A 19,432-nucleotide genomic window follows, 5' to 3' on the forward strand; every position below is an offset into this window, starting at 1 on the left:
GGTGTCGCTTATAAAATTATGCGTGAAAATCGGTTACTGAAACTTTAACTTCAGCAACAATGCCTTTGCGAATTACAAAATCACCAAAACACTCGCCTTCATTACGCTCACTTGCCCATTGGCCAATAAGCTTATCGAATGCCTCTAGGTATACGTCTTCGCCAACATTTTCTAAATACAATTTAGGAATACGCGTGCCTTCACGGTTACCACCTAAGTACACGTTGTATTTACCCGGACCTTTACCAACCAGACCCGCTTCTGCCAACATTGCGCGGCCACAGCCATTCGGACAACCCACAACACGCATAATGATGTTGTCATCGCTAATGCCGTGCTTAGCTAATAACGCTTCAGTTTTCTCAATTAAGCTTGGTAAATAACGCTCAGCTTCAGCCATCGCTAACGGACAGGTTGGTAATGCCACACACGCCATTGAGTTTTTACGCTGCTCTGTATGACTGTCATCAATTAAGCCATGGTTGCGAGCAATCTCTTCGATTACCGCTTTTTGATCAGCCGGAACACCTGCGATGATCAAGTTTTGGTTTGCAGTCATACGGAAATCACCTTGGTGAATTTCAGCAATTTTACGGCAGCCTGTTTTAAGAGGTTGATTTGGGTAATCTAAAATACGGCCACTTTGGATAAACAGCGTTAAGTGATGCTTACCATCAATACCTTCAACCCAACCGATACGGTCACCACGGTGAGTGAACTCATACGGGCGGCTTTGCTGAAATTGAACACCGGCACGTTTTTCAACTTCTGCTTTAAATACATCAGAACCGACACGGTCTAGTGTGTATTTAGTTTTTGCATTTTTACGATTTGAGCGGTTACCCCAATCACGTTGTACAGACACCACGTGCTCAGCAATTTTTAACGTGTGCTCAAGTGGGATAAAACCAAAGTCATCTGCTTTACGAGGATACGTTGCGGTATCACCGTGAGTCATCGCAAGACCACCACCTACTAACACGTTAAAACCAACTAACTTGCCGTTTTCTGCAATTGCCACGAAGTTTAAGTCGTTCGCATGCACATCCACTTCATTGTTCGGTGGAATTGTTACTGTGGTTTTAAACTTACGCGGTAAGTAAGTTGAACCTAAAATTGGCTCTTCAGTAGTTTCACTCTTTTCACCATTTAGCCAAATTTCAGCGTATGCTTTGGTTTTTGGTAATAGGTGCTCAGAGATCTTCGCTGCCCACTCGTACGCTTCTTGGTGAAGCTCAGATTCAACTGGGTTCGTTGTACATAATACGTTTCGGTTTACATCGCCCGCCGTTGCAATTGAGTCAATACCCACGCTATTAAGCATTTGGTGCATGCCTTTAATGTTTGGCTTAAGCACACCATGGAACTGGAACGTTTGACGCGTGGTTAAACGAATACTGCCATAGCTGGTTTTCTCTTCAGCAAACTTATCAATCGCTAACCATTGCTCTGGCTTGATGATACCGCCAGGCATACGAGCACGTAACATTACGTTATGTAACGGCTCTAATTTTTGTTTAGCGCGCTCAGGGCGAATGTCACGGTCATCTTGCTGGTACATGCCGTGGAAACGGATCAGTTGGAAGTTATCAGCAGTGAAACCACCGGTGATCTCGTCTTTTAAATCTTGCTCAATTGTGCCACGTAAAAAGTTACTTTCTCTTTTCAAACGCTCGTTATCAGAAAGCTTTACGTTTTTGTCTTGTTCGCTCATGGTATTTCCTAAATTTGTTACAGTGACGGCTGTTAGCTTTTAACGTGATTAGTACACGTCTTTCTGATAGCGATTTGCGCTACGTAAATCTTTTAAGTATTGCTCAGCTTGTTCATCATCTTTGCCGCTATTTTCTTTGATAATGTCGACAAGCGCCTGATGAACATCTTTCGCCATACGGTTTGCATCACCACAGATATAGAAATGAGCACCCGCTTCTAACCAAGCAAATACTTCTTGGCTGTTTTTACGAAGTTTGTCTTGAACATATACTTTTTCCGCTTGGTCACGGCTAAACGCCACATCCACTTTAGTCAATAAACCTGACTTCAAGTAACTTTGAATTTCTACTTGATATAAAAAGTCTTGGGTAAAGTGTGGGTTACCAAAGAATAACCAGTTTTTACCGCTTGCTTCACGGGCATCACGCTCTTGTAAAAACGCACGGAAAGGTGCAATACCCGTACCCGGACCTACCATGATAATTGGCGTTTCATCATTAGCCGGTAAACGGAAGTTATCGTTATGCTCGCTGAATACTTTTACTTTGCAGCCTTCCTCAGCACGACGTGCTAAATAGCCAGAACAACCACCTAAGTGCTCGCTGCCGAATGCATCAAACTCAACCAGACCCACCGTTAAGTGAACTTCTTCTTCAACTTCTGCTTGGCTAGATGCAATCGAATATAAACGTGCTTGTAGTTTACGTAAGCAGTCTACTAAGGTTTGTGCTTCCAGCTGAGCTGGGTTTTGACGAATAATATCGAAGATTTGGCGAGGTTCGATATACTCACGCATTGCCGCTTTATCTTCAACTAACTTTAATAATTCAGGATTGCCAGTTGCTGTTGCGTATTTCTCAACAAAACCGGGATATGACTGAGTTAATTCTAATTTTTCGATTAATGCATCACGAATAGTTAGCTCTTCATCGCCTAATTTAACCGTGCTAGATGCATCGATTTGTGTAAGCGTAAGAACTTCATCAACAAGCACTTCGTCATTTAAGAAGTAAACGCCTAGCGAATCACCCGGTGTATAGGTAATGTCTGAACCTTCTAATGAAATTTCAACATGACGCACATCTTTGGTTGAATCACGACCGGTAATTTTTTGCACAACGCTTAGCTCTGCAGCAAATGGGTTTTGCTTGGTGTATTGGCTTGATGCTGGTGCCGCTGCACCAAATGGCATAGCCACAACTTGACCACCGCTTGCTTGTTGCTGCGCTTTAAGATCAGGTTCAAACGCATCAAGTGCACCATCAATCCACTTAGTAGCTTCATCATCGTAATCAACATCTAAGTCGGCACGCTGGAAAATAGTTTCTGCGCCAAGCTTGTTAAAACGCTCTTCAAAATCTTTTGCTGTTTGGCAGAAGAATTCGTAGCTTGAGTCACCTAAGCCAATCACAGCCACTTTAACACCATCTAGTTTTGGTGCTTTTTTAGTCGCTAAAAACTCATGCAGGCTTTCAGCATCTTCTGGTGGCTCACCCTCACCGTAAGTTGAAACAACAACCGTGATGAACTTTTCTTTTTTCAGGGCAGTTGGCTTGTAGTCAGCCATGTTGACTAGCTTAACAGTTAGACCGCGTGACTCTGCTTGTTCTTTTAACTTGCTCGCCACGCCTTTAGCGTTACCCGTTTGCGAACCGTATAAAATAGTTAGCGGTGCAGCATCACCTGCAGCTGGAGTGGCAACAACACCACCGGTTAATGCACCTGCGTTGGCATTCGCAGCTAAGTAACCACTTACCCACGCTTGCTGAATTGGATTAAGTTCAGCCACTAAGCCTTGCAGCTTCTGTACTTGCTCTTGCGATAGCGGGCTCGCCGCTGCATTTAGTTGACTTAACAACATGAATTTATTCCTCGTAACCCTGAAAAGTTAACTGCGAAACGAACTTGCTACTGTCATTTCGCGAACAATTTTTTCGACTTTAAAGACCTAATAAAAACGCTTTAAAGGTTTATCTGAGCGTGAAGAATAACGAGGTCTGAGGCGATTAAAAAAGAATAGAATCTGCTTTGATATTCCATTTAGTTATTAATTTAGTATTTATCCAAAAAAAACATGTTAAAAGCAAAAATTCCCAAATAAGAAACTTTTATTAATTAACATTATTGCAACATAAGACAATTAGCCTATACTCGCTGTGTTCATTTTAAGAACAGCAATAACTATTAAAAAATATGAAAAGGAAAATACAATGTCACACGGGACATGTAAAAAATATATGCTAGCCAGTGGCTTGCTGTGCCTAGCGAGTTCAGCATTGGCAAATGTTAATAACGCCAGCTTCGAAAGCTGGTCAGCAAACACCCCTGCAAGCTGGAGCACCATAGATAGCGGTATTAGCCTTAGCGCTAATAGTAATGTGGTTTACTCAGGTAATTACTCAGCGCAAGTCGTGGTTAATACTGGCACGCAAAGTAATACCGATTTACAGCAGCTAGTTGATGTAGTGGCGGGTGAAACTTATGAGTTTTCAGCTTGGGTTTACCATACAGAAGGCGGCGTAAGAGCTCGCTTAGTGGTTGATGGCTATCAAGGCTATTCTAATTCAGCATTAACTAATCAATGGCAACAAATCAGTTATCAGTACACAGCCTCTGCTACCACATCAATTAATGTTGGCCTGCGCTTTTACGACGTAACTGGTTTTGATGGCAGCGAAGTAGTTTATGTAGATAACTTTGCACCAAGCACTGGCGCAACCCCACCACCTTCGGGCAGCTGCGCCTATAACCAAGTGTCTTTAACCCTCACTACCGATAACTATGGAGAAGAAACCAGCTGGCAAATCACCAATAGCCAAGGTAGTGCAGTAGCATCAGGCGGCAGCTATGCAGCAAATACTCAGTACAGTGAGCAAGCATGTTTAACGGATGGTGACTATAGCTTTACTATTTTTGATAGTTATGGTGATGGCATATGCTGCTCATTCGGCAATGGCAGTTACAGCCTTTCATTAGGTCAAACAGTACTTGCCAGTGGTGCAAGCTTCCAAAGCTCAGAAGCAACGCCGTTTAGCCTAGGCGATAGCTCAGGCGGCGGTGACGGTGGTGGTACAACCCCAACAGAGCCATCGGGATACTATGTTACAACGCAAGGCCTTAGTGGTTATGCACTAAAAACAGAGTTATACAACATCATTAAAGATCACAACTCACAAGGCTATTCTGCGATTTGGAGCTTTTACGATGTTGCTTCACGCGATAAGTATTTTGAAAACGACAACTCTATTTTAGATCGTTATTCAGAAAACCCTGCAGGCCAAGACAGCTACAACTATGTTGCTGTGAGCGACCAATGTGGGACATACAACAGCGAAGCAGACTGCTACAACCGTGAGCATTCTTTCCCGAAAAGTTGGTTTGGTGGAACAATTGAGCCAATGAATTCAGACGTACATCATATTTTTGCCACTGACGGTTATGTCAATTCAAAACGCAGTAACTACCCATTTGGTGAAGTAGCTAGTGCAAACTATACCTCTAGTAACGGCAGCAAAGTAGGTAGTGCAGCCAGCTCATTAAATTACTCAGGAACGGTTTTTGAACCAATTGATGAATTTAAAGGTGACTTTGCAAGAGCGTACTTCTATATGGCAACACGCTATGAAAACGTGATTGGCTCATGGCAAAACAACACAACCTACAGTAACGCTGTACTGAATGGTTCATCTAATCAGGTCTTTGAGAGCTGGGTCGTTACTATGTTATTAAAGTGGCATAACGAGGATCCCGTTAGCCAATTAGAGCTTGACCGTAACCAAGCCGCTTATGAACATCAAGGTAACCGCAACCCATTTGTGGATCGCCCAGAATTTGTAGAAATGATTTGGTAACTTCGTTAAGCCAAGGCGCTTAGTTTCGGCTAAGTGCCTTTTTTCAGTCAAGCATAATGACTTTGTTTTCGTGAATTAACTCTGATACATAGCGTTTTTCTAAATGCCATGGATGACGCTTCCAGCCCTGAAAACCAAAACCTGCTATATGCACTTTTGAAAACAATTTAAGGTAGTGAACAATCGCTAAAGTTCCTGAACTTGGGCAATATGGCTTATGTATTGTTGGCCCTAACGTTAATAGATACTCAAGGACTGATTGGCGAAATTGCTGGGTTAACCTTTCTTGCTGTAATCCTTTGCCATATCGATTAAACAAAGCGTCACCATGGTCAAGCCGGCTTTGACGGCGGATCAGTTTGAATATGTGCTGCATAAGTAAATTTGGCGCAGGATCAGTGACGACAACTTTACTTATCCCTTCAAGCGGCATCACAAGCGGATCAGTAAGTAAGCTTTGCGCCTGCCTTCCTCGGCCCAGTAGCCATAGATCAGTGCATCGCCTACCTAGGTGCGTAGGCATTGCTGCACAGCGGTTAAAACGAACGACACGAGGGCAACAATCAATCAGCTCAGCAAGCTCGGTATTTATTGGGCCATTACCTATAATAATTATCTCTGGCTGCTCATTCATGATGCAGAAACTCCGTTTCAATCCTTAAAACAGTATTATTTCACCCAACCTTTGTGACCTAATAATGACAGCTCATAATAATTCTAACGAATGTGAAAAGCGCTTATGCGCAATAAGTAAATTATTACCGACTTGAGATTGGGCACTATAGCCAAGAAGCTGTAACACCTGCTTTAACAGTGCTTGATGCTGCTGTTGTTTTGAATGGTTTACTACTTCTAATACCTCCAGCATGGCCAGTGCATAGCTAGAGCCTGATTGGAGTGATTGCCAAATACGCGTTTGTATTTCAATAACTTGATAAATTGAAGTTTTATAAGTATTAATCTGCAAGCTTAATAGATAGTTTTCTAATGGATTCATTGTAGCGCCCTTTTAAAAACGCCACTTTAAAAGCTCAAGTTAAGTTGAGGTAAAGTGTTTTTTTATTAGTTTTTACTCCACTTATTCATTATTTCTTTAAATAATTTAGCATCCTTGTCTTCACAAGGTCTGGGCGAACCGCTTGGCACTCCAGATTTACCAAACACCGAATTAAAATCGATGCCATAACACATACCATTTAGCACCTCGATGCGCTTGCTACCATCACCACTCTGCCAAACGACTTTTGCCTTATCTGATACTGTTAATTGCACAGGTACAGATATCCTGCCTACAGACGAATTATTATTTGCGGCGTTCACCTGACCAAATAGCGATGCATTAGAAGAGTCATTTTCAAACTTAAGCTCTGGAATTGGCGCATACGGGTTGAGCTTTTTAAAGGGTACTTCGGTTGTTTTTGAGTGTTCAGGTGCCTGATCAGGCTTTGCGACCTCAGTTGTCACTTCTTGGGATTCACTAACTGAGTATTCAACAACCCTATCATCGCTTTTCTGCTTAGGACTGCTATGAGGGGTTTCCTTTCTTAGCGGCAAAGCCTTCGCTTCATCAACTGTTTCTGGCGGCTGATCCGATAAAGGTTTGTCTTGAGTCTTCTGCAAACTAGGTAGCTTTGTTAAATCGACACTCACATACGCGTTGATTACCTTGGGCGGTTCTGAGACGGCGTGTAACTTCACAAACTTGCCATATCGAGCTAGTAACAACAAAAGCACAGTATGTAGCGATAACGAGATGATCCATGCTTTGTAATTCCCTTTTAACACCCAAGCGCCTCGCTTTTTATTTTTAAGAGTGCCAGATGAGTGAAATAGTTCATCAGAAAATGGTGGTAAAAATTTAACCAATGACAACAGAATTTACATAAGCTCTGTTAAAAAGCCTCCTTTTCGATAAGCTTAAAGCTTCCAGCTATCCCCTCCCATACCTATCATCAAATCGCTCGATGTCAGTTTCATCAAGTATCGCTCCGGTTTGTACTTCGATAACGATTAGTGGCGTGTATTGCTGATTAGCAAGGCTGTGTAGCTGCTTAGCCGCGATGTAACAAGATTGGTCGGCGGATAATTCAAATTCATCATCACCTACTCGCACGCTTGCCACTCCAGATACGACAACCCAATGTTCTGCACGGTGCTGATGGCGTTGAGTTGAAAGCTTTGCGCCGCTGTTTACGATTATTTTCTTTACTTTAAAGCCAGTGCTTTCAATTAAAGTTCGATAGTTGCCCCAAGGTCTGAATACGGCTTGATGGTGGGTTAGTTTATCGCTATCAACAACAGCAAGCTGTTTAAGTAAATCAGGGAGCTTATCGAGCGCACTTTTGTCTGCCACTAAGGTGGCATCATGAGTATGTATAATTGCTTGATTACTCACGCCGAGCGCCGCAATAGTGTGATCAGCCTCGCTGATCAGTAGATTATTTTCGCTATCTAAACTCACTCCTTGTGAAGCTAAATAGTTGCCATGATGGTCTTTTTCTGCGATTTTCGATAATGCAGAAAAGCTGCCAACATCGCTCCAATTTAAGTCAACAGGTATAACAGCAACGTTAGCGCTACGCTCCAAAATAGCATAATCAATAGAATCACTTGGGCATGCTGTGAGCGCACCCGCAACAGGCCGTTGAAACCCTAAATCTGCGGTGAAGCTAGCCGCTTTTGCGACACTGTCAGCAATCTTTGGCGCAAAACGATTAAGCTCACTCAAGTACACATCTGGCAAAAATAAAAACATGCCGCTATTCCAGCCATACTCACCACTGGCAAGGTATTTTTCGGCTAATTGCAGAGCTGGTTTTTCTTTGAACTCAGCCACCTTAAAACAGCCTTTATGAGCTAACGGCTCACCTTGGCGAATATAACCATAGCCGGTATGTGGCTCAGTGGGAGTAATAGCAAAGGTTACTAATTGTTGTTGTTGACAAAGCGCTATCGCATTATCTAAGCAGGCAATAAGTTTATCAAAATCACTGATATGGTGATCAGCAGGCATGACTAGTAAGGGATCGGTTAGACCATTTTGCAATGCAAATTCAGCGGCTAGGGCAATCGCGGGGGCTGTATTTTTACCTTCAGGTTCAAGCAATAAAGTATAGCTATCTGTGATTTCTGCAATTTGCGCTTTAGCGATAAAGCGATGCTCTTCATTGCACACTAGAATTGGCGCATTAAATTGTGAGTCAACCACTCGTAAAAGCGTGCTCTGTAACAGTGATTTTTCGCTAAGCAAAGACAAAAACTGCTTAGGCATCGCTTTACGCGACAAAGGCCATAAACGAGAACCTATGCCACCAGCAAGAATAACGGGGGTGATTTTGCGACTCATGATTGCTTAAAGTAAATAATCCAACCATGAGTTTAACAAATTTTTGAGTATGCGGCTTCGAGCAATTACAGTAACTGAAATTGATCAGCATCTAAGTGAACAGGAAACGCTCTTCGAAAGTCATCAAGCGGTGATTTTTCTAAGCGCTGAATAATGATACCCGATTGGCCATCTTCGAGCTTAGCCAAGGTGTCACCTTTAAAATCATAAACGGCAGTTCCACCACTGTGGGCAACATTATTACCATCAGCACCAATGCGATTGACACCCACGACATAACATAGGTTTTCCATTGCGCGTGCTTTTAGCAGGGTATCCCAGACATGGCGACGAGCTGCTGGCCAATTAGCTACGTTGATCATCACATCGTAGTCGTTGCAATTACGCTGAAATACAGGAAAGCGTAAGTCGTAACACACTTGCGGCAAAATGCGAAAATCATTGATAGCGAATATCTCGCGCTGCTCGCCTGCTGCAACGAAATTGCCTTCGTTACCTAAACAGAATAAATGGCGTTTGTCGTAATACTTCACTTCGCCATTTGGCCAAACCCAATAAAAGCGATTAGCCTTTTTGTCGCCTTTCGCAACTAAAACAGAGCCTGCAACCACAGCATTTTTTTGCTTAGCTGTGGCTTTTAACCAGCTAAGTACCTCGCCTTGCTCTGGTTCGCTGCAATCTAGATTAATCGCAAAACCCGTGGCAAATGTTTCTGGCAAGACAATTAAATCAACCTGCTCGTTAAAACTGTTAAGCTGCTCTGTAAAGTGCGCAAGGTTGGCGCTTTTATCAAGCCAATGCAGTGATGACTGCACTAAAGCTAAGGTTAAAGTTGGCATAAAATCTCCGCGGCACGTTTTAATGTGTCATCATTTTTTGCAAAACATAAACGAATCACCTTATCGCTGCTTGTACTGTTATAAAACACACTGAGTGGTACAGCTGCAACACCCGCTTGCTCAACCAACCATTGGCAAAACTCAACATCATCAAGATCAGACACATCACTGTAATCGAGTAACAAAAAGTAGGTGCCTTCACTTGGTAATATTTTAAAACGGCTTTGCGCTAGTGCTTCGCTGAGCAAGTCGCGTTTTTGTTGATAAAAACCACTAAGTTCATCAACATGTTCTGGCTCTAACTCAAGCATATCGGCTAGTGCATGCTGGGCAGGCGTAAAGCTTGAAAAAGTCACATATTGGTGAATTTTACGAAACTCCACCATGAGCTGAGCGGGTGCAGCACAATAACCCATCTTCCAGCCAGTGCTGTGAAAGGTTTTGCCAAAGCTTGAGATCACAAAACTACGTGCAAATAACTCAGGGTCGGTCAGCGCACTTAAATGTAAAGCGCCATCAAAGGTAATGTGCTCATACACTTCATCACTAATTACATATAAATCATGCTTAGTAACAAGCGCTTTAAGGGCATTTATATCTTCTGTTTTAAAGATTTTACCGCTTGGGTTATGTGGCGTGTTGATGATGATGACACGTGTTTTGTCTGTTATAACATCAGCTACTGTTTGCCAATCGATTTTGTAGTCTGGCGCATGCAAAGCAACGTGAACTGAGCGACCGCCGGCAAGTTCAATTGCCGGTTGATACGAGTCATACGCGGGGTCAAATACCACAACTTCATCACCCTCTTTAACAAGCGCTTGAATTGCTACGAATAATGCCTCTGTTGCCCCAGAGGTGACGGTAACTTGTTGCTCGTAATTTATGTTGTTATGGTATTTTCTAGCAATCAAAGCCGCTATTTGCTGTTGTAGCTTTGCAACCCCACTTGAAGGCGCATATTGGTTTACTCCCTCAAGTACATAATGATTGAGCTGTTTTTTTAGTAATTCTGGTGCATCAAATTCAGGAAAACCCTGAGATAAATTAAGCGCTTGGTGCTTATTTGCTAGAGCGGTCATTTGACTAAAAATACTGGTGCCTAAATTCGGCAATTTACTTTCAAACACAGAGGTTCCTTAAAGATGGTTTTGCGCCCGAAGCGATGCTATCATTGCTTAAAACAGATGTATAGCCGTCTAAATAACTTTTAGAATGTCGAGGAATATATGCATAACAATACCGCTATTTCAGAACTAATTGAAGCTGGTAAATGGGTAAGCCAACGTGGCTGGGTCCCTGCTACTGGTGGTAACTTTTCAGCCCGCACTGCAAGCGGTTATGTCGTCACAGCAAGTGGTTTCGATAAAGGTCAACTCGGCACTCATGCATTTATTGAATTTGATCATGAAGGCAATCGTACTAAAGGCTCTGGCAATCCATCAGCTGAAACTGAGCTACATTTGAATATGTATAAGCTTATCCCGTCAGCTAAATTTGTTTTGCACACTCATTCTGTTGCGGCAACCGTGTTATCTCGTGTGATCAAAGGCCACGCTATCAATTTGCATGGCTACGAAATGCAAAAATCTTTAAGCGGTATCAAATCGCACTTAGATACCTTAACTATTCCCATTTTTGATAATGACCAAGACATTGACCGTTTAAGCTTACTAGTCAGTGATCATCACCTTCACACCCCTATTGAGCATGCCGTATTAATTCGTGGCCATGGTTTATATGTCGTTGGTCGAGATATCAAAGAAGTACTTCGTCATTTAGAAGGGTTAGAGTTTCTATTTAGCTGTGAGCTTGAGCGCCTAAAACTAGAAGGTATTCAAGCTGGAGTTCAGCCATGATCAAAGCAATTTTAACTGATATTGAAGGCACTATTACCCGCATCTCATTTGTTAAAGACGTATTATTTCCTTACGCGGCAGGGCAATTACCTGAGTTTGTAAAATCACATCAAACAGACCCAGAAGTTGCAGCCCAAATTGAGGCCGTTAAAGCACACATTGAACAACCCGAAGCCGATATCGACACGGTTATTAGTCATTTAATTCATTGGATTGAAACTGATCAAAAAATTACCCCACTTAAGCAGTTACAAGGGTTAATTTGGCAAACGGGCTACGAAAGTGGTGATTTTACTGGCCACCTTTACCCTGACGCTTATGACTTTTTACAAGCCCAAAAACATGCTGGTAAAAGTTTATATGTCTACTCATCAGGCTCTGTGAAAGCGCAGCACCTGATTTTTGAGTTTTCTGATTATGGTGATGTTAGACCTTTATTTAGTGATTACTTCGACACTAAAGTCGGTGCAAAACAACAGCAAAGCTCTTATGAGAATATTATCGCCGAGCTGCCATTTGACGCTGCCGAAGTATTGTTTTTAAGCGATGTGGTGGCAGAGCTTGATGCTGCCAAAGCTGCAGGCCTTGGAACTTTGCACCTTGTTCGCGATGGCCAAGCGGTAAGTGATGCTCACCCATATATCAACGACTTTTCGGAATTTAGCGCGGAGCTGTTAGCATGAGTCAATTAACTATTTATAACGATAACAACGCAAGCAACATACTGTTTCATAGTGAAGACTTAAGCGCTATTGCCAGTGAGCTGAATGCGGTTGGCGTTCGCTTTGAGCAATGGCAAGCAACAGCACAGATTGACCAAGATACCAGCCATGACGCTATTTTAACTGCCTATGCTAACGATATAGAGCGCTTAAAAGCTGAAGGGGGCTATCAAACAGTGGATGTTATTTCGCTTGCTAAGGGTAATCCAAATGCCAGCGAACTACGCGGTAAGTTCTTGTTTGAGCATACACATAGCGAAGATGAAGTTCGTTTTTTTGTGAAAGGCCAAGGCTTATTCTGCTTACACCTAGGCGATAAAGTGTATCAAGTGCTGTGTCAACAAGGCGACCTAATTTCAGTACCAGAACTCACACCACATTGGTTTGATATGGGCGGCGACCCTGAATTCACAGCAATTCGCTTATTCAATAATACCGAAGGTTGGGTCGCTAAAAGCACTGAGTCAACTATTGCTACCAACTTCCCGCTGCTGGACTAACATGGAAAAGCTATTTTCTTACGGTACATTACAGTACCCGCAGGTTCAGCTTGATACCTTTGGGCGTTTGCTCGAAGGTCAACCTGCTACGCTAACTGGGTATGTCATTGGTGAAGTCGAGATCACCGACGAAGCCGTACTTAAAAGTAGTGGTCAACGTTTTCACCCGGCGTTAATCAAAACAGGCAAACAAAGTGATATTGTTAATGGCACTATTTATTTAATCACTAAACGTGAGCTCAATCAGGCTGATGCTTACGAAGTAGATGATTATCAACGAATCGCAGAAACATTCCAATGTAACAACCAAGCTTGGCTATATGTTGCAAAAAACAGCCTTTAATTTACAAATATAAAACAAAAAGACCCAAATCAAGAACAAAAGCTGTTATTATCTTCCCTATCAAAATTAATATTTTTTAGTTAAAGGACTAAACATGGGGTCGGCATTTTCACCCTTACGCGATACCGTTATTTATGTGGGTGAGTGGCAATTTAACACTCAGCAGCAAACCATCAGCGATGGCACTCATAAGCGTGAACTAGAACCTTTATTGTTTAAATTGCTGTGTTTCTTTATTGAGCATAATGATCGCATTATCACTCGCCAAGAGCTGGTTGAGAATATTTGGCAACAAAGTTTTGTTGATGACAATGCTATTAACCGTGCCATCTCTGAACTAAGAAAAACTCTCAAATCAGAAAAGCAGCCCGGGCAAACTATTAAAACCCATTACCGCAAAGGTTATAGCCTATTTATTAAAGTTAAGCCTCTTGAGCCCACCCCCATTTCAGACCCACAAATAACAGAAGATAAAAACACAGAACATAAAGAAGCTAACACTCCAGTTAATACAACTCCCCTTAACGTGCAAAAAGCGCATTCTTCACGCTGGCCATGGCCTTTTGCAGCCTTAGCGCTTGGTTTATTGATTGCGGCTATTTGGTTGTTCTTACAGCAACCTAAAGTAAATGATGAAGCACAAAACGAAGCGCCATTTTTAGACCTGCAAGCCGAAACGATTTCATGGCATAAGGGCACTCACTATCAATTATTGCTAAATCACGACAAAACGCAGCTTGCCTATGTGCTGCAAAATGACAATCAGCATATTTATGTTGTCGACTTAACGACAAAAAAAGAGTACTCAATTACATCTGGCGCTGTCTTTTTACAGGGCTGGTCTGAAGATGGCGAGCGGCTGTTTTATAGTTCATGTGAAAACAGTGACTTCAATGATTGTAGTGCTTGGCAAGCAAGCAATTTGCTATCAAATGAAGTATTACTAAAGCCAGTTACAAATCAATCTATATTAAATATCACACCAGATCAGTACATTGAAATTGGTAATACGGCAATTACAAGACGTAATAATTACCGTGGCTTAACTCACCTATCTGCTCTGTATGCGCAAGACTTAAAGACCGGTGAAGAAATTCGCATTACATCACCTAATATTACTGGCACTGGCGATTATATTTTAACAACACTTAAAAACCCCAACCGTGTTATTTTTGAACGCCACAATGTTGGCCAAGCAGAAATTTATATAGCGAATTTGGACGGTAGCTCACTCAAACTTTTAACCACCAACGAATACCGAGCTTGGGCTGCAACTTATGATAAACAAACTAACTCGCTTGTTTGGTATAACCGCGGTAAATTAACAATTGAATCATTTTCATTTGATACCATGAGTCGGGGACAAGCCATTAAAGCCCCAGTAAAACGAGCAAATTACGCTTACCCTCTTAATAAACAAAGTGTACTGATAAGCACTGATTTACACGACAGTGATGCGGCTATATTTGACATAAAATCAAAACAAATGAGCTATATTGCCACAGCTAATAAGCATGAGGATGATGTTGTCGCACTACCGAATAATGATGTCTACTTCGCTGATCTTGAATACTATAAACGACAGCACTGGCTCAGAAAAAACAACCAATATATAGATATAACCGACAAAATTGGTGAAGATACCACCATTATTTCTGCAAATAACGACAGCAGTCAGCTGGTGAGTTTTAATAAAAGCAATCAAAAGCTAAGCTTATTAAATGCCAATGACTTTTCAGAAGTTAAACACTGGACACTACCAGGAAACAGCAAACTAGCAGCAGTCAGAGGTAGTAAAATTGCAGTAATCTTTACCGAGCTTAGTAACCAGCAAAACCAACTAATGATTTTGCACACCAACAGCGATCAGGTTGTCAAAAGCACCATCGACACCCCATTGGCAATTGCTTGGTATGATGATAATCAGCTAATCGTCCATTCTAAATACGGAAAATATTTGCTTTTAGATAGTGACAGCAATACTTATAGTGAGCTGATAACTCCTGACAAACTAATCGAGCTAAAGCCTTCAATTATCACTATGACAAGCAACCATCACAGCTTATATATTGCCACAAATAATGAAATTTATAGTATTGACTTGGCAAACATACAAGATGTTGATCTAGCAATGAAAATGCGGCCCTTACACTATATAACGCATATCAATGCGAGTAATGACAAGCTGGCGATTTCGTTACTAACCGCAAATAGTCAAAATAGCATTGAGCTCTACACTAAAAAAAGCGCAGAGTAATTTACGATATTAACTGTTTTAGAATACCTTGCTCGATATCGGATTGGTTATAAACGCCGCTATCGAGCACCCAGCCTGTGACTAGGCTAGCCGGTGTAACATCAAATGCCGGGTTATAAACCTTCGCGTTAGTTGGTGCCCATATTGCTTCGCCAAAACTGCCACTAACCCCTCGCACTTCATTAGGGCTGCGTTGCTCAATTTCGATATTCGCACCACACGCCGTTTGTGTATCAAGCGTCGTAAGTGGCGCAACGACATAAAATGGAATGTTATGAAAATGCGCTAACACAGCAAGGTTATATGTACCTACCTTATTAGCAAAGTCACCGTTTGCAGCAATACGGTCTGCACCTACAAAGATTTTATCTACTTTGCCCGCAGCCATTAAACTCGCCGCCATGTTATCGCAAATCAAGGTATAAGGAATTTGCCAGCGCTCAAGCTCAAAAGCCGTTAAGCGACCGCCTTGCAGTAGCGGCCTCGTTTCATCAACCCAAACATGAATATCACCGTGGCGTTGCTGCGCTTTATGAATAACCCCTAATGCAGTACCGACACCCGCAGTCGCTAACGCACCGGTATTACAGTGCGTTAAAATGTTATCACCTTTATCAACCAAGGCAGCACCACGTTCTGCCATGCTATCGCAAAGGGCAATATCTTCTTTAAATAACTGCTCAGCAGTAGAGACAACAGCCGCAACATAATCAGTCTCTACAAGCGCTAGGCGTAACTTGGCCATGCAGTGCATAAGGTTAACGGCGGTTGGGCGTGTCGCTTCTAGTTCATCTATAGCAACCGCAAGTGCTGATTGACTCATGCCTTGCTCAGCTAGGTGTGCAACCAATAAGCTAGCACCTAAGCCGATTAAAGGCGCTCCCCGGATTTTCAAAGTCAGAATCAAATCTTTCATCGTTTCAACATCGTTAAATACATGCCAATGCTGTTGATGTGGTAACAAATACTGATCAAGCACGGTTAGCGTACCTTGCTGATATTTAATACTGCTGGCGATGAGATCTTGCATACTGAATCCGAATAACTAATGAATAACTAATTTATGTGAATAGTTATTTTACATCAGTTTAGACAACTAACAAGCTAGATGTATGGACATCTAAACGGTTACAGGTATAGAATGCTCAAAGTTAATTGTATTACGAGATAGAGCCATGGCTAAATACACTGCCTTTAATGCAGAGCATGCTGTTGATTACATTAAAGAACTTGTTAAAAGTGAACTAATTTCAGTCTTCCCTGCTGATGCAACACTGACTGCATACGAGTTTGGAGATGGAAACTTAAACTTAGTTTTTCGGGTTGCTGATCAGCACAACAACAGTGTAATTCTAAAGCAAGCACTCCCTTATGCCCGCTGCGTAGGTGAGTCATGGCCATTATCGTTAGACCGCGCCAGAATCGAAGCCGAAGTATTGATTAATCATGGTAAGTTATGCCCAGAGCATACCGTGGCGATATTACATCACAATATCGAGCTGGCATTAACCGTGTTAGAAGATTTAGGTGAGTTACAAATTTTACGTGGCGCACAAATCAACGCAGAGCAATTTCCCTTATTGGCAAGTCATGTTGCGCTCTACTTAAGCCGTATAGGCTTTTATAACTCGGATTTTTACTTATCTGCTGAAGATAAAAAAGCCAAAGTCAGTCAATTTATTAACCCTGATTTATGTAAGATCACAGAAGACTTATTCTTTACTGATCCGTACATTGAGCATGAGCGCAATAATTTCCCTGCAGAGCTTACTGAGCACGTCGAAAGTATTCGTAATAATGGTGCTTTAAAACTAGCCGCAGCTAAATTAAAAGCGAAATTTTTATCGTGCCCGCAAACTTTATTGCATGGCGATATGCACAGTGGCAGCATTTTTGTTGATAGCAAAACCACTAAAATGATCGACCCAGAGTTCGGCTTTTTTGGCCCTGTTGGTTTCGATATCGGCTCATTTATGGGTAACTTGCTACTAAATTACTGTGCCCAAAACGCCCGTATTACAGAGCAAGCAAAGCGCCGTCAGTATCAAACCCATTTATTAACTTGCTTACAAGACTGTTATAGCCAATTTGAGCAACATTGGTTAAACCTAGCAAGCAGGGAAGCAACTGATATTAGCTTTGCAAACCGCGCCTTTAGCGAAGATTACTTACAACACGTATTGCGTGATGCGATTGGCTACTGTGGCGCTGAACTTATTCGCCGTACTATTGGTTTAGCCCATGTTGCAGATATAGACGGTATTGAAGATGCACAAGCTCGTTTAGCAGTACAACAACAAACTCTTGTACTCGGCGAGCAACTGATGCTCAATGCCACAAGCTGTAACAATAAAGACGAGTTCTTTTCGTTGTTAATCAGTTTATTAAACTGATAGTCAAAAAGTAAAAAGGCGCTCAATGCGCCTTTGAATTATTCAACTCAACTAGATTATTTATTGTAGTGCTCATACATTTTATCGAGCGGCTCTGATAAACCATTTTCTTGTACCACTCGCACATGCTGGCGAGCTAACTCGCGGGCACTTGATACACCACATGAATGAGCAATCAGCCCTGCACCATAATGAATAAACTTATTATAATTGGCGACACGTTGTGCCTTATCGGTCACATCTAGGCCCCGCTGTAAGCGTTCATTATGAGTCGTAATACCGGTCGGGCAGGTATCTTTATTACATTGTAGAGCCTGAATACAACCTAACGAAAACATATGACCACGCGCCGACACAATAAAATCAGCACCCAGCGCGAGTGCCCAAGCCACTTTTGACGGTACGATTAGCTTACCCGATGCAATCACTTTCACTCGTTCTCTGAGACCATGTTTTTTTAGCAAGTCAACAACCAAAGGCAGGCTCTCTCGTAGCGGTAAACCAACTGAATCCATCAAGGGTTGAGGGGCAGCGCCCGTTCCACCGTCGGCACTATCAATAGTGATAAAATCAGGGGCAGATTCAATACCACGGTTATTTATTTCACTAAACAAGGTTTCGAGCCAAGTGTATTCACCAATAACCGCTTTAAAACCGGTTGGTTTACCTGTGGTACTGCGTACCGTTTCAATCATATCGAGTAAATCTGCTGGGCATTTAATCTCTGGGTGACCATTTGGACTAATCGAGTCATGCCCTTCAGGAATACCCCGAATTTTTGCAATTTCAGCAGTCACTTTGCGCCCTGGTAACATACCCCCTTTACCGGGTTTAGCACCTTGACTCATTTTAATTTCGAACATTTTAACTTGTTCGTGCTCAGCAATCGCTTTGAGTTTTTCGGTGCTTAATTTACCGTGCTCATCTCGTACACCATATTTTGCCGTGCCAATCTGAAACACAATATCAGCGCCACCTTCAAGGTGGTAAGGGCTGAGCCCTCCTTCGCCGGTATTCATCCAACAGCCGGCTAATTTTGCCCCTCGCGATAATGCGCGAACAGCGGGCTTAGATAATGCGCCAAAGCTCATACCTGAAATATTAAATAACGAGTTTGTTGTATAAGGAGCTTGGCAATAAGGCCCTAACGTGACTTCGCTCGGGTCGAGTGCATCTTCATCTAAAGTCGGAAACGCACAGTTCATAAACATCACAGTGCCCGTTGCTTCAAGGCTTTGGGTTGAACCAAAGGCCGTAGTACGATCAACATTTTTCGCAGCACGATACACCCAGCTTCGCTCAGCACGATTAAATGGTAGCTCTTCCCTATCCATGGCAAAAAAGTATTGTCGGAAGAATTCACCTTGGCGTTCAAAAAAATAACGAAAGCGACCGATCACCGGGTAATTACGGCGAATCGCCTGTTTAGATTGCGTCACATCACTAATGTAAAAGCACACAATCACCAGCAAACCTATACCGAGTGCAAAAATAAACAAGCTGGCAAATACATCGATACTAAAAATTATAAAATCACTCATCCAAGGCCCCTTTGTGAAATGACATCCTTCAAAGCATATAAGGTGTTTATATTACGTGCAATAAA

General features: G+C 42.2%; 17 protein-coding genes. 7 read left to right on the plus strand and 10 right to left on the minus strand.

The window, feature by feature from the left end:
* Positions 1–16 precede the first annotated feature (16 nt).
* Together cysI and BIZ38_RS03055 are read right to left on the minus strand one after the other, a co-directional pair.
* A complete protein-coding gene (cysI, locus tag BIZ38_RS03050; protein WP_058584009.1) occupies positions 17–1,714 on the minus strand; it encodes an assimilatory sulfite reductase (NADPH) hemoprotein subunit in 1,698 nt (565 codons plus the stop codon).
* A 48-nt stretch (positions 1,715–1,762) separates the two neighbouring features.
* On the minus strand, positions 1,763–3,577 hold the full coding sequence (locus BIZ38_RS03055; protein WP_187489524.1) for an assimilatory sulfite reductase (NADPH) flavoprotein subunit: 1,815 nt from the start codon (positions 3,575–3,577) through the stop codon (positions 1,763–1,765).
* A 349-nt stretch (positions 3,578–3,926) separates the two neighbouring features.
* Here BIZ38_RS03055 and BIZ38_RS03060 point away from each other — a divergent pair, with 349 nt between their 5' ends.
* Complete coding sequence (locus tag BIZ38_RS03060) at positions 3,927–5,567, plus strand: endonuclease (protein WP_187489525.1); 1,641 nt, start codon at positions 3,927–3,929, stop codon at positions 5,565–5,567.
* Between the two features lie 43 nt (positions 5,568–5,610).
* Here BIZ38_RS03060 and BIZ38_RS03065 read toward each other — a convergent pair whose 3' ends face one another.
* The 6 genes from BIZ38_RS03065 to BIZ38_RS03090 all read right to left on the minus strand — a co-directional run bounded on the left by BIZ38_RS03065 (position 5,611) and on the right by BIZ38_RS03090 (position 10,882).
* On the minus strand, positions 5,611–6,201 hold the full coding sequence (locus BIZ38_RS03065) for a hypothetical protein (protein WP_187489526.1): 591 nt from the start codon (positions 6,199–6,201) through the stop codon (positions 5,611–5,613).
* A gap of 72 nt (positions 6,202–6,273) precedes the next feature.
* A complete protein-coding gene (locus BIZ38_RS03070) occupies positions 6,274–6,564 on the minus strand; it encodes a hypothetical protein (protein ID WP_187489527.1) in 291 nt (96 codons plus the stop codon).
* Between the two features lie 65 nt (positions 6,565–6,629).
* Positions 6,630–7,439, minus strand: coding sequence for a hypothetical protein (locus tag BIZ38_RS03075; RefSeq protein ID WP_187489528.1), 810 nt, complete (start codon positions 7,437–7,439; stop codon positions 6,630–6,632).
* A 58-nt stretch (positions 7,440–7,497) separates the two neighbouring features.
* Positions 7,498–8,913: a mannose-1-phosphate guanylyltransferase/mannose-6-phosphate isomerase gene (locus BIZ38_RS03080; RefSeq protein WP_187489529.1), complete on the minus strand. Its 1,416-nt coding sequence runs from the start codon at positions 8,911–8,913 to the stop codon at positions 7,498–7,500.
* A 65-nt stretch (positions 8,914–8,978) separates the two neighbouring features.
* A complete protein-coding gene (locus BIZ38_RS03085) occupies positions 8,979–9,752 on the minus strand; it encodes an amidohydrolase (RefSeq protein WP_187489530.1) in 774 nt (257 codons plus the stop codon).
* Entirely contained in the window at positions 9,740–10,882 is a 1,143-nt protein-coding gene (locus BIZ38_RS03090) for a methionine aminotransferase (RefSeq protein ID WP_187489531.1), read from the minus strand. The genes BIZ38_RS03085 and BIZ38_RS03090 overlap by 13 nt, the downstream gene beginning before the upstream one ends.
* A gap of 99 nt (positions 10,883–10,981) precedes the next feature.
* On the opposite strand from BIZ38_RS03090, the gene BIZ38_RS03095 reads away from it, so the two are divergent.
* From BIZ38_RS03095 to BIZ38_RS03115, 5 genes are all read left to right on the plus strand, one after another.
* Positions 10,982–11,611 (plus strand): methylthioribulose 1-phosphate dehydratase, encoded by a 630-nt coding sequence (locus BIZ38_RS03095; RefSeq protein WP_166341190.1) that lies wholly within the window; start codon positions 10,982–10,984, stop codon positions 11,609–11,611.
* Entirely contained in the window at positions 11,608–12,294 is a 687-nt protein-coding gene (gene mtnC / locus BIZ38_RS03100; protein ID WP_187489532.1) for an acireductone synthase, read from the plus strand. Before BIZ38_RS03095 ends, mtnC begins: the two co-directional genes overlap by 4 nt.
* Complete coding sequence (locus BIZ38_RS03105) at positions 12,291–12,833, plus strand: 1,2-dihydroxy-3-keto-5-methylthiopentene dioxygenase (RefSeq protein WP_187489533.1); 543 nt, start codon at positions 12,291–12,293, stop codon at positions 12,831–12,833. Before mtnC ends, BIZ38_RS03105 begins: the two co-directional genes overlap by 4 nt.
* Position 12,834: 1 nt before the next feature.
* On the plus strand, positions 12,835–13,176 hold the full coding sequence (locus BIZ38_RS03110; protein ID WP_054552356.1) for a gamma-glutamylcyclotransferase family protein: 342 nt from the start codon (positions 12,835–12,837) through the stop codon (positions 13,174–13,176).
* A 94-nt stretch (positions 13,177–13,270) separates the two neighbouring features.
* Positions 13,271–15,433: a winged helix-turn-helix domain-containing protein gene (locus BIZ38_RS03115; protein WP_187489534.1), complete on the plus strand. Its 2,163-nt coding sequence runs from the start codon at positions 13,271–13,273 to the stop codon at positions 15,431–15,433.
* Between the two features lies 1 nt (position 15,434).
* Here BIZ38_RS03115 and mtnA read toward each other — a convergent pair whose 3' ends face one another.
* Positions 15,435–16,463: an S-methyl-5-thioribose-1-phosphate isomerase gene (mtnA, locus tag BIZ38_RS03120; RefSeq protein ID WP_187489535.1), complete on the minus strand. Its 1,029-nt coding sequence runs from the start codon at positions 16,461–16,463 to the stop codon at positions 15,435–15,437.
* A gap of 145 nt (positions 16,464–16,608) precedes the next feature.
* On the opposite strand from mtnA, the gene mtnK reads away from it, so the two are divergent.
* Positions 16,609–17,826 (plus strand): S-methyl-5-thioribose kinase, encoded by a 1,218-nt coding sequence (gene mtnK / locus BIZ38_RS03125; protein ID WP_187489536.1) that lies wholly within the window; start codon positions 16,609–16,611, stop codon positions 17,824–17,826.
* A 56-nt stretch (positions 17,827–17,882) separates the two neighbouring features.
* Here the strand turns inward: mtnK and BIZ38_RS03130 are convergent, their stop codons facing one another.
* Positions 17,883–19,367, minus strand: a complete 1,485-nt coding sequence (locus tag BIZ38_RS03130) for an FMN-binding glutamate synthase family protein (protein ID WP_055020563.1) — start codon at positions 19,365–19,367, stop codon at positions 17,883–17,885.
* Between the last annotated feature and the right edge of the window lie 65 nt (positions 19,368–19,432).

Origin of the sequence: Pseudoalteromonas sp. BZK2, from assembly GCF_014349195.1 — a bacterium.
In the GTDB taxonomy this organism is placed as follows: Bacteria; Pseudomonadota; Gammaproteobacteria; order Enterobacterales; family Alteromonadaceae; genus Pseudoalteromonas; species Pseudoalteromonas simplex.

Coding starts and splice junctions, on each gene's coding strand:
- cysI (WP_058584009.1), bottom strand. CDS start 1,714: ATGAGCGAACAAGACAAAAACGTAAAGCTTTCTGATAACGAGCGTTTG.
- BIZ38_RS03055 (WP_187489524.1), bottom strand. CDS start 3,577: ATGTTGTTAAGTCAACTAAATGCAGCGGCGAGCCCGCTATCGCAAGAG.
- BIZ38_RS03060 (WP_187489525.1), top strand. CDS start 3,927: ATGTCACACGGGACATGTAAAAAATATATGCTAGCCAGTGGCTTGCTG.
- BIZ38_RS03065 (WP_187489526.1), bottom strand. CDS start 6,201: ATGAATGAGCAGCCAGAGATAATTATTATAGGTAATGGCCCAATAAAT.
- BIZ38_RS03070 (WP_187489527.1), bottom strand. CDS start 6,564: ATGAATCCATTAGAAAACTATCTATTAAGCTTGCAGATTAATACTTAT.
- BIZ38_RS03080 (WP_187489529.1), bottom strand. CDS start 8,913: ATGAGTCGCAAAATCACCCCCGTTATTCTTGCTGGTGGCATAGGTTCT.
- BIZ38_RS03085 (WP_187489530.1), bottom strand. CDS start 9,752: ATGCCAACTTTAACCTTAGCTTTAGTGCAGTCATCACTGCATTGGCTT.
- BIZ38_RS03095 (WP_166341190.1), top strand. CDS start 10,982: ATGCATAACAATACCGCTATTTCAGAACTAATTGAAGCTGGTAAATGG.
- mtnC (WP_187489532.1), top strand. CDS start 11,608: ATGATCAAAGCAATTTTAACTGATATTGAAGGCACTATTACCCGCATC.
- BIZ38_RS03105 (WP_187489533.1), top strand. CDS start 12,291: ATGAGTCAATTAACTATTTATAACGATAACAACGCAAGCAACATACTG.
- BIZ38_RS03110 (WP_054552356.1), top strand. CDS start 12,835: ATGGAAAAGCTATTTTCTTACGGTACATTACAGTACCCGCAGGTTCAG.
- BIZ38_RS03115 (WP_187489534.1), top strand. CDS start 13,271: ATGGGGTCGGCATTTTCACCCTTACGCGATACCGTTATTTATGTGGGT.
- mtnA (WP_187489535.1), bottom strand. CDS start 16,463: ATGCAAGATCTCATCGCCAGCAGTATTAAATATCAGCAAGGTACGCTA.
- mtnK (WP_187489536.1), top strand. CDS start 16,609: ATGGCTAAATACACTGCCTTTAATGCAGAGCATGCTGTTGATTACATT.
- BIZ38_RS03130 (WP_055020563.1), bottom strand. CDS start 19,367: ATGAGTGATTTTATAATTTTTAGTATCGATGTATTTGCCAGCTTGTTT.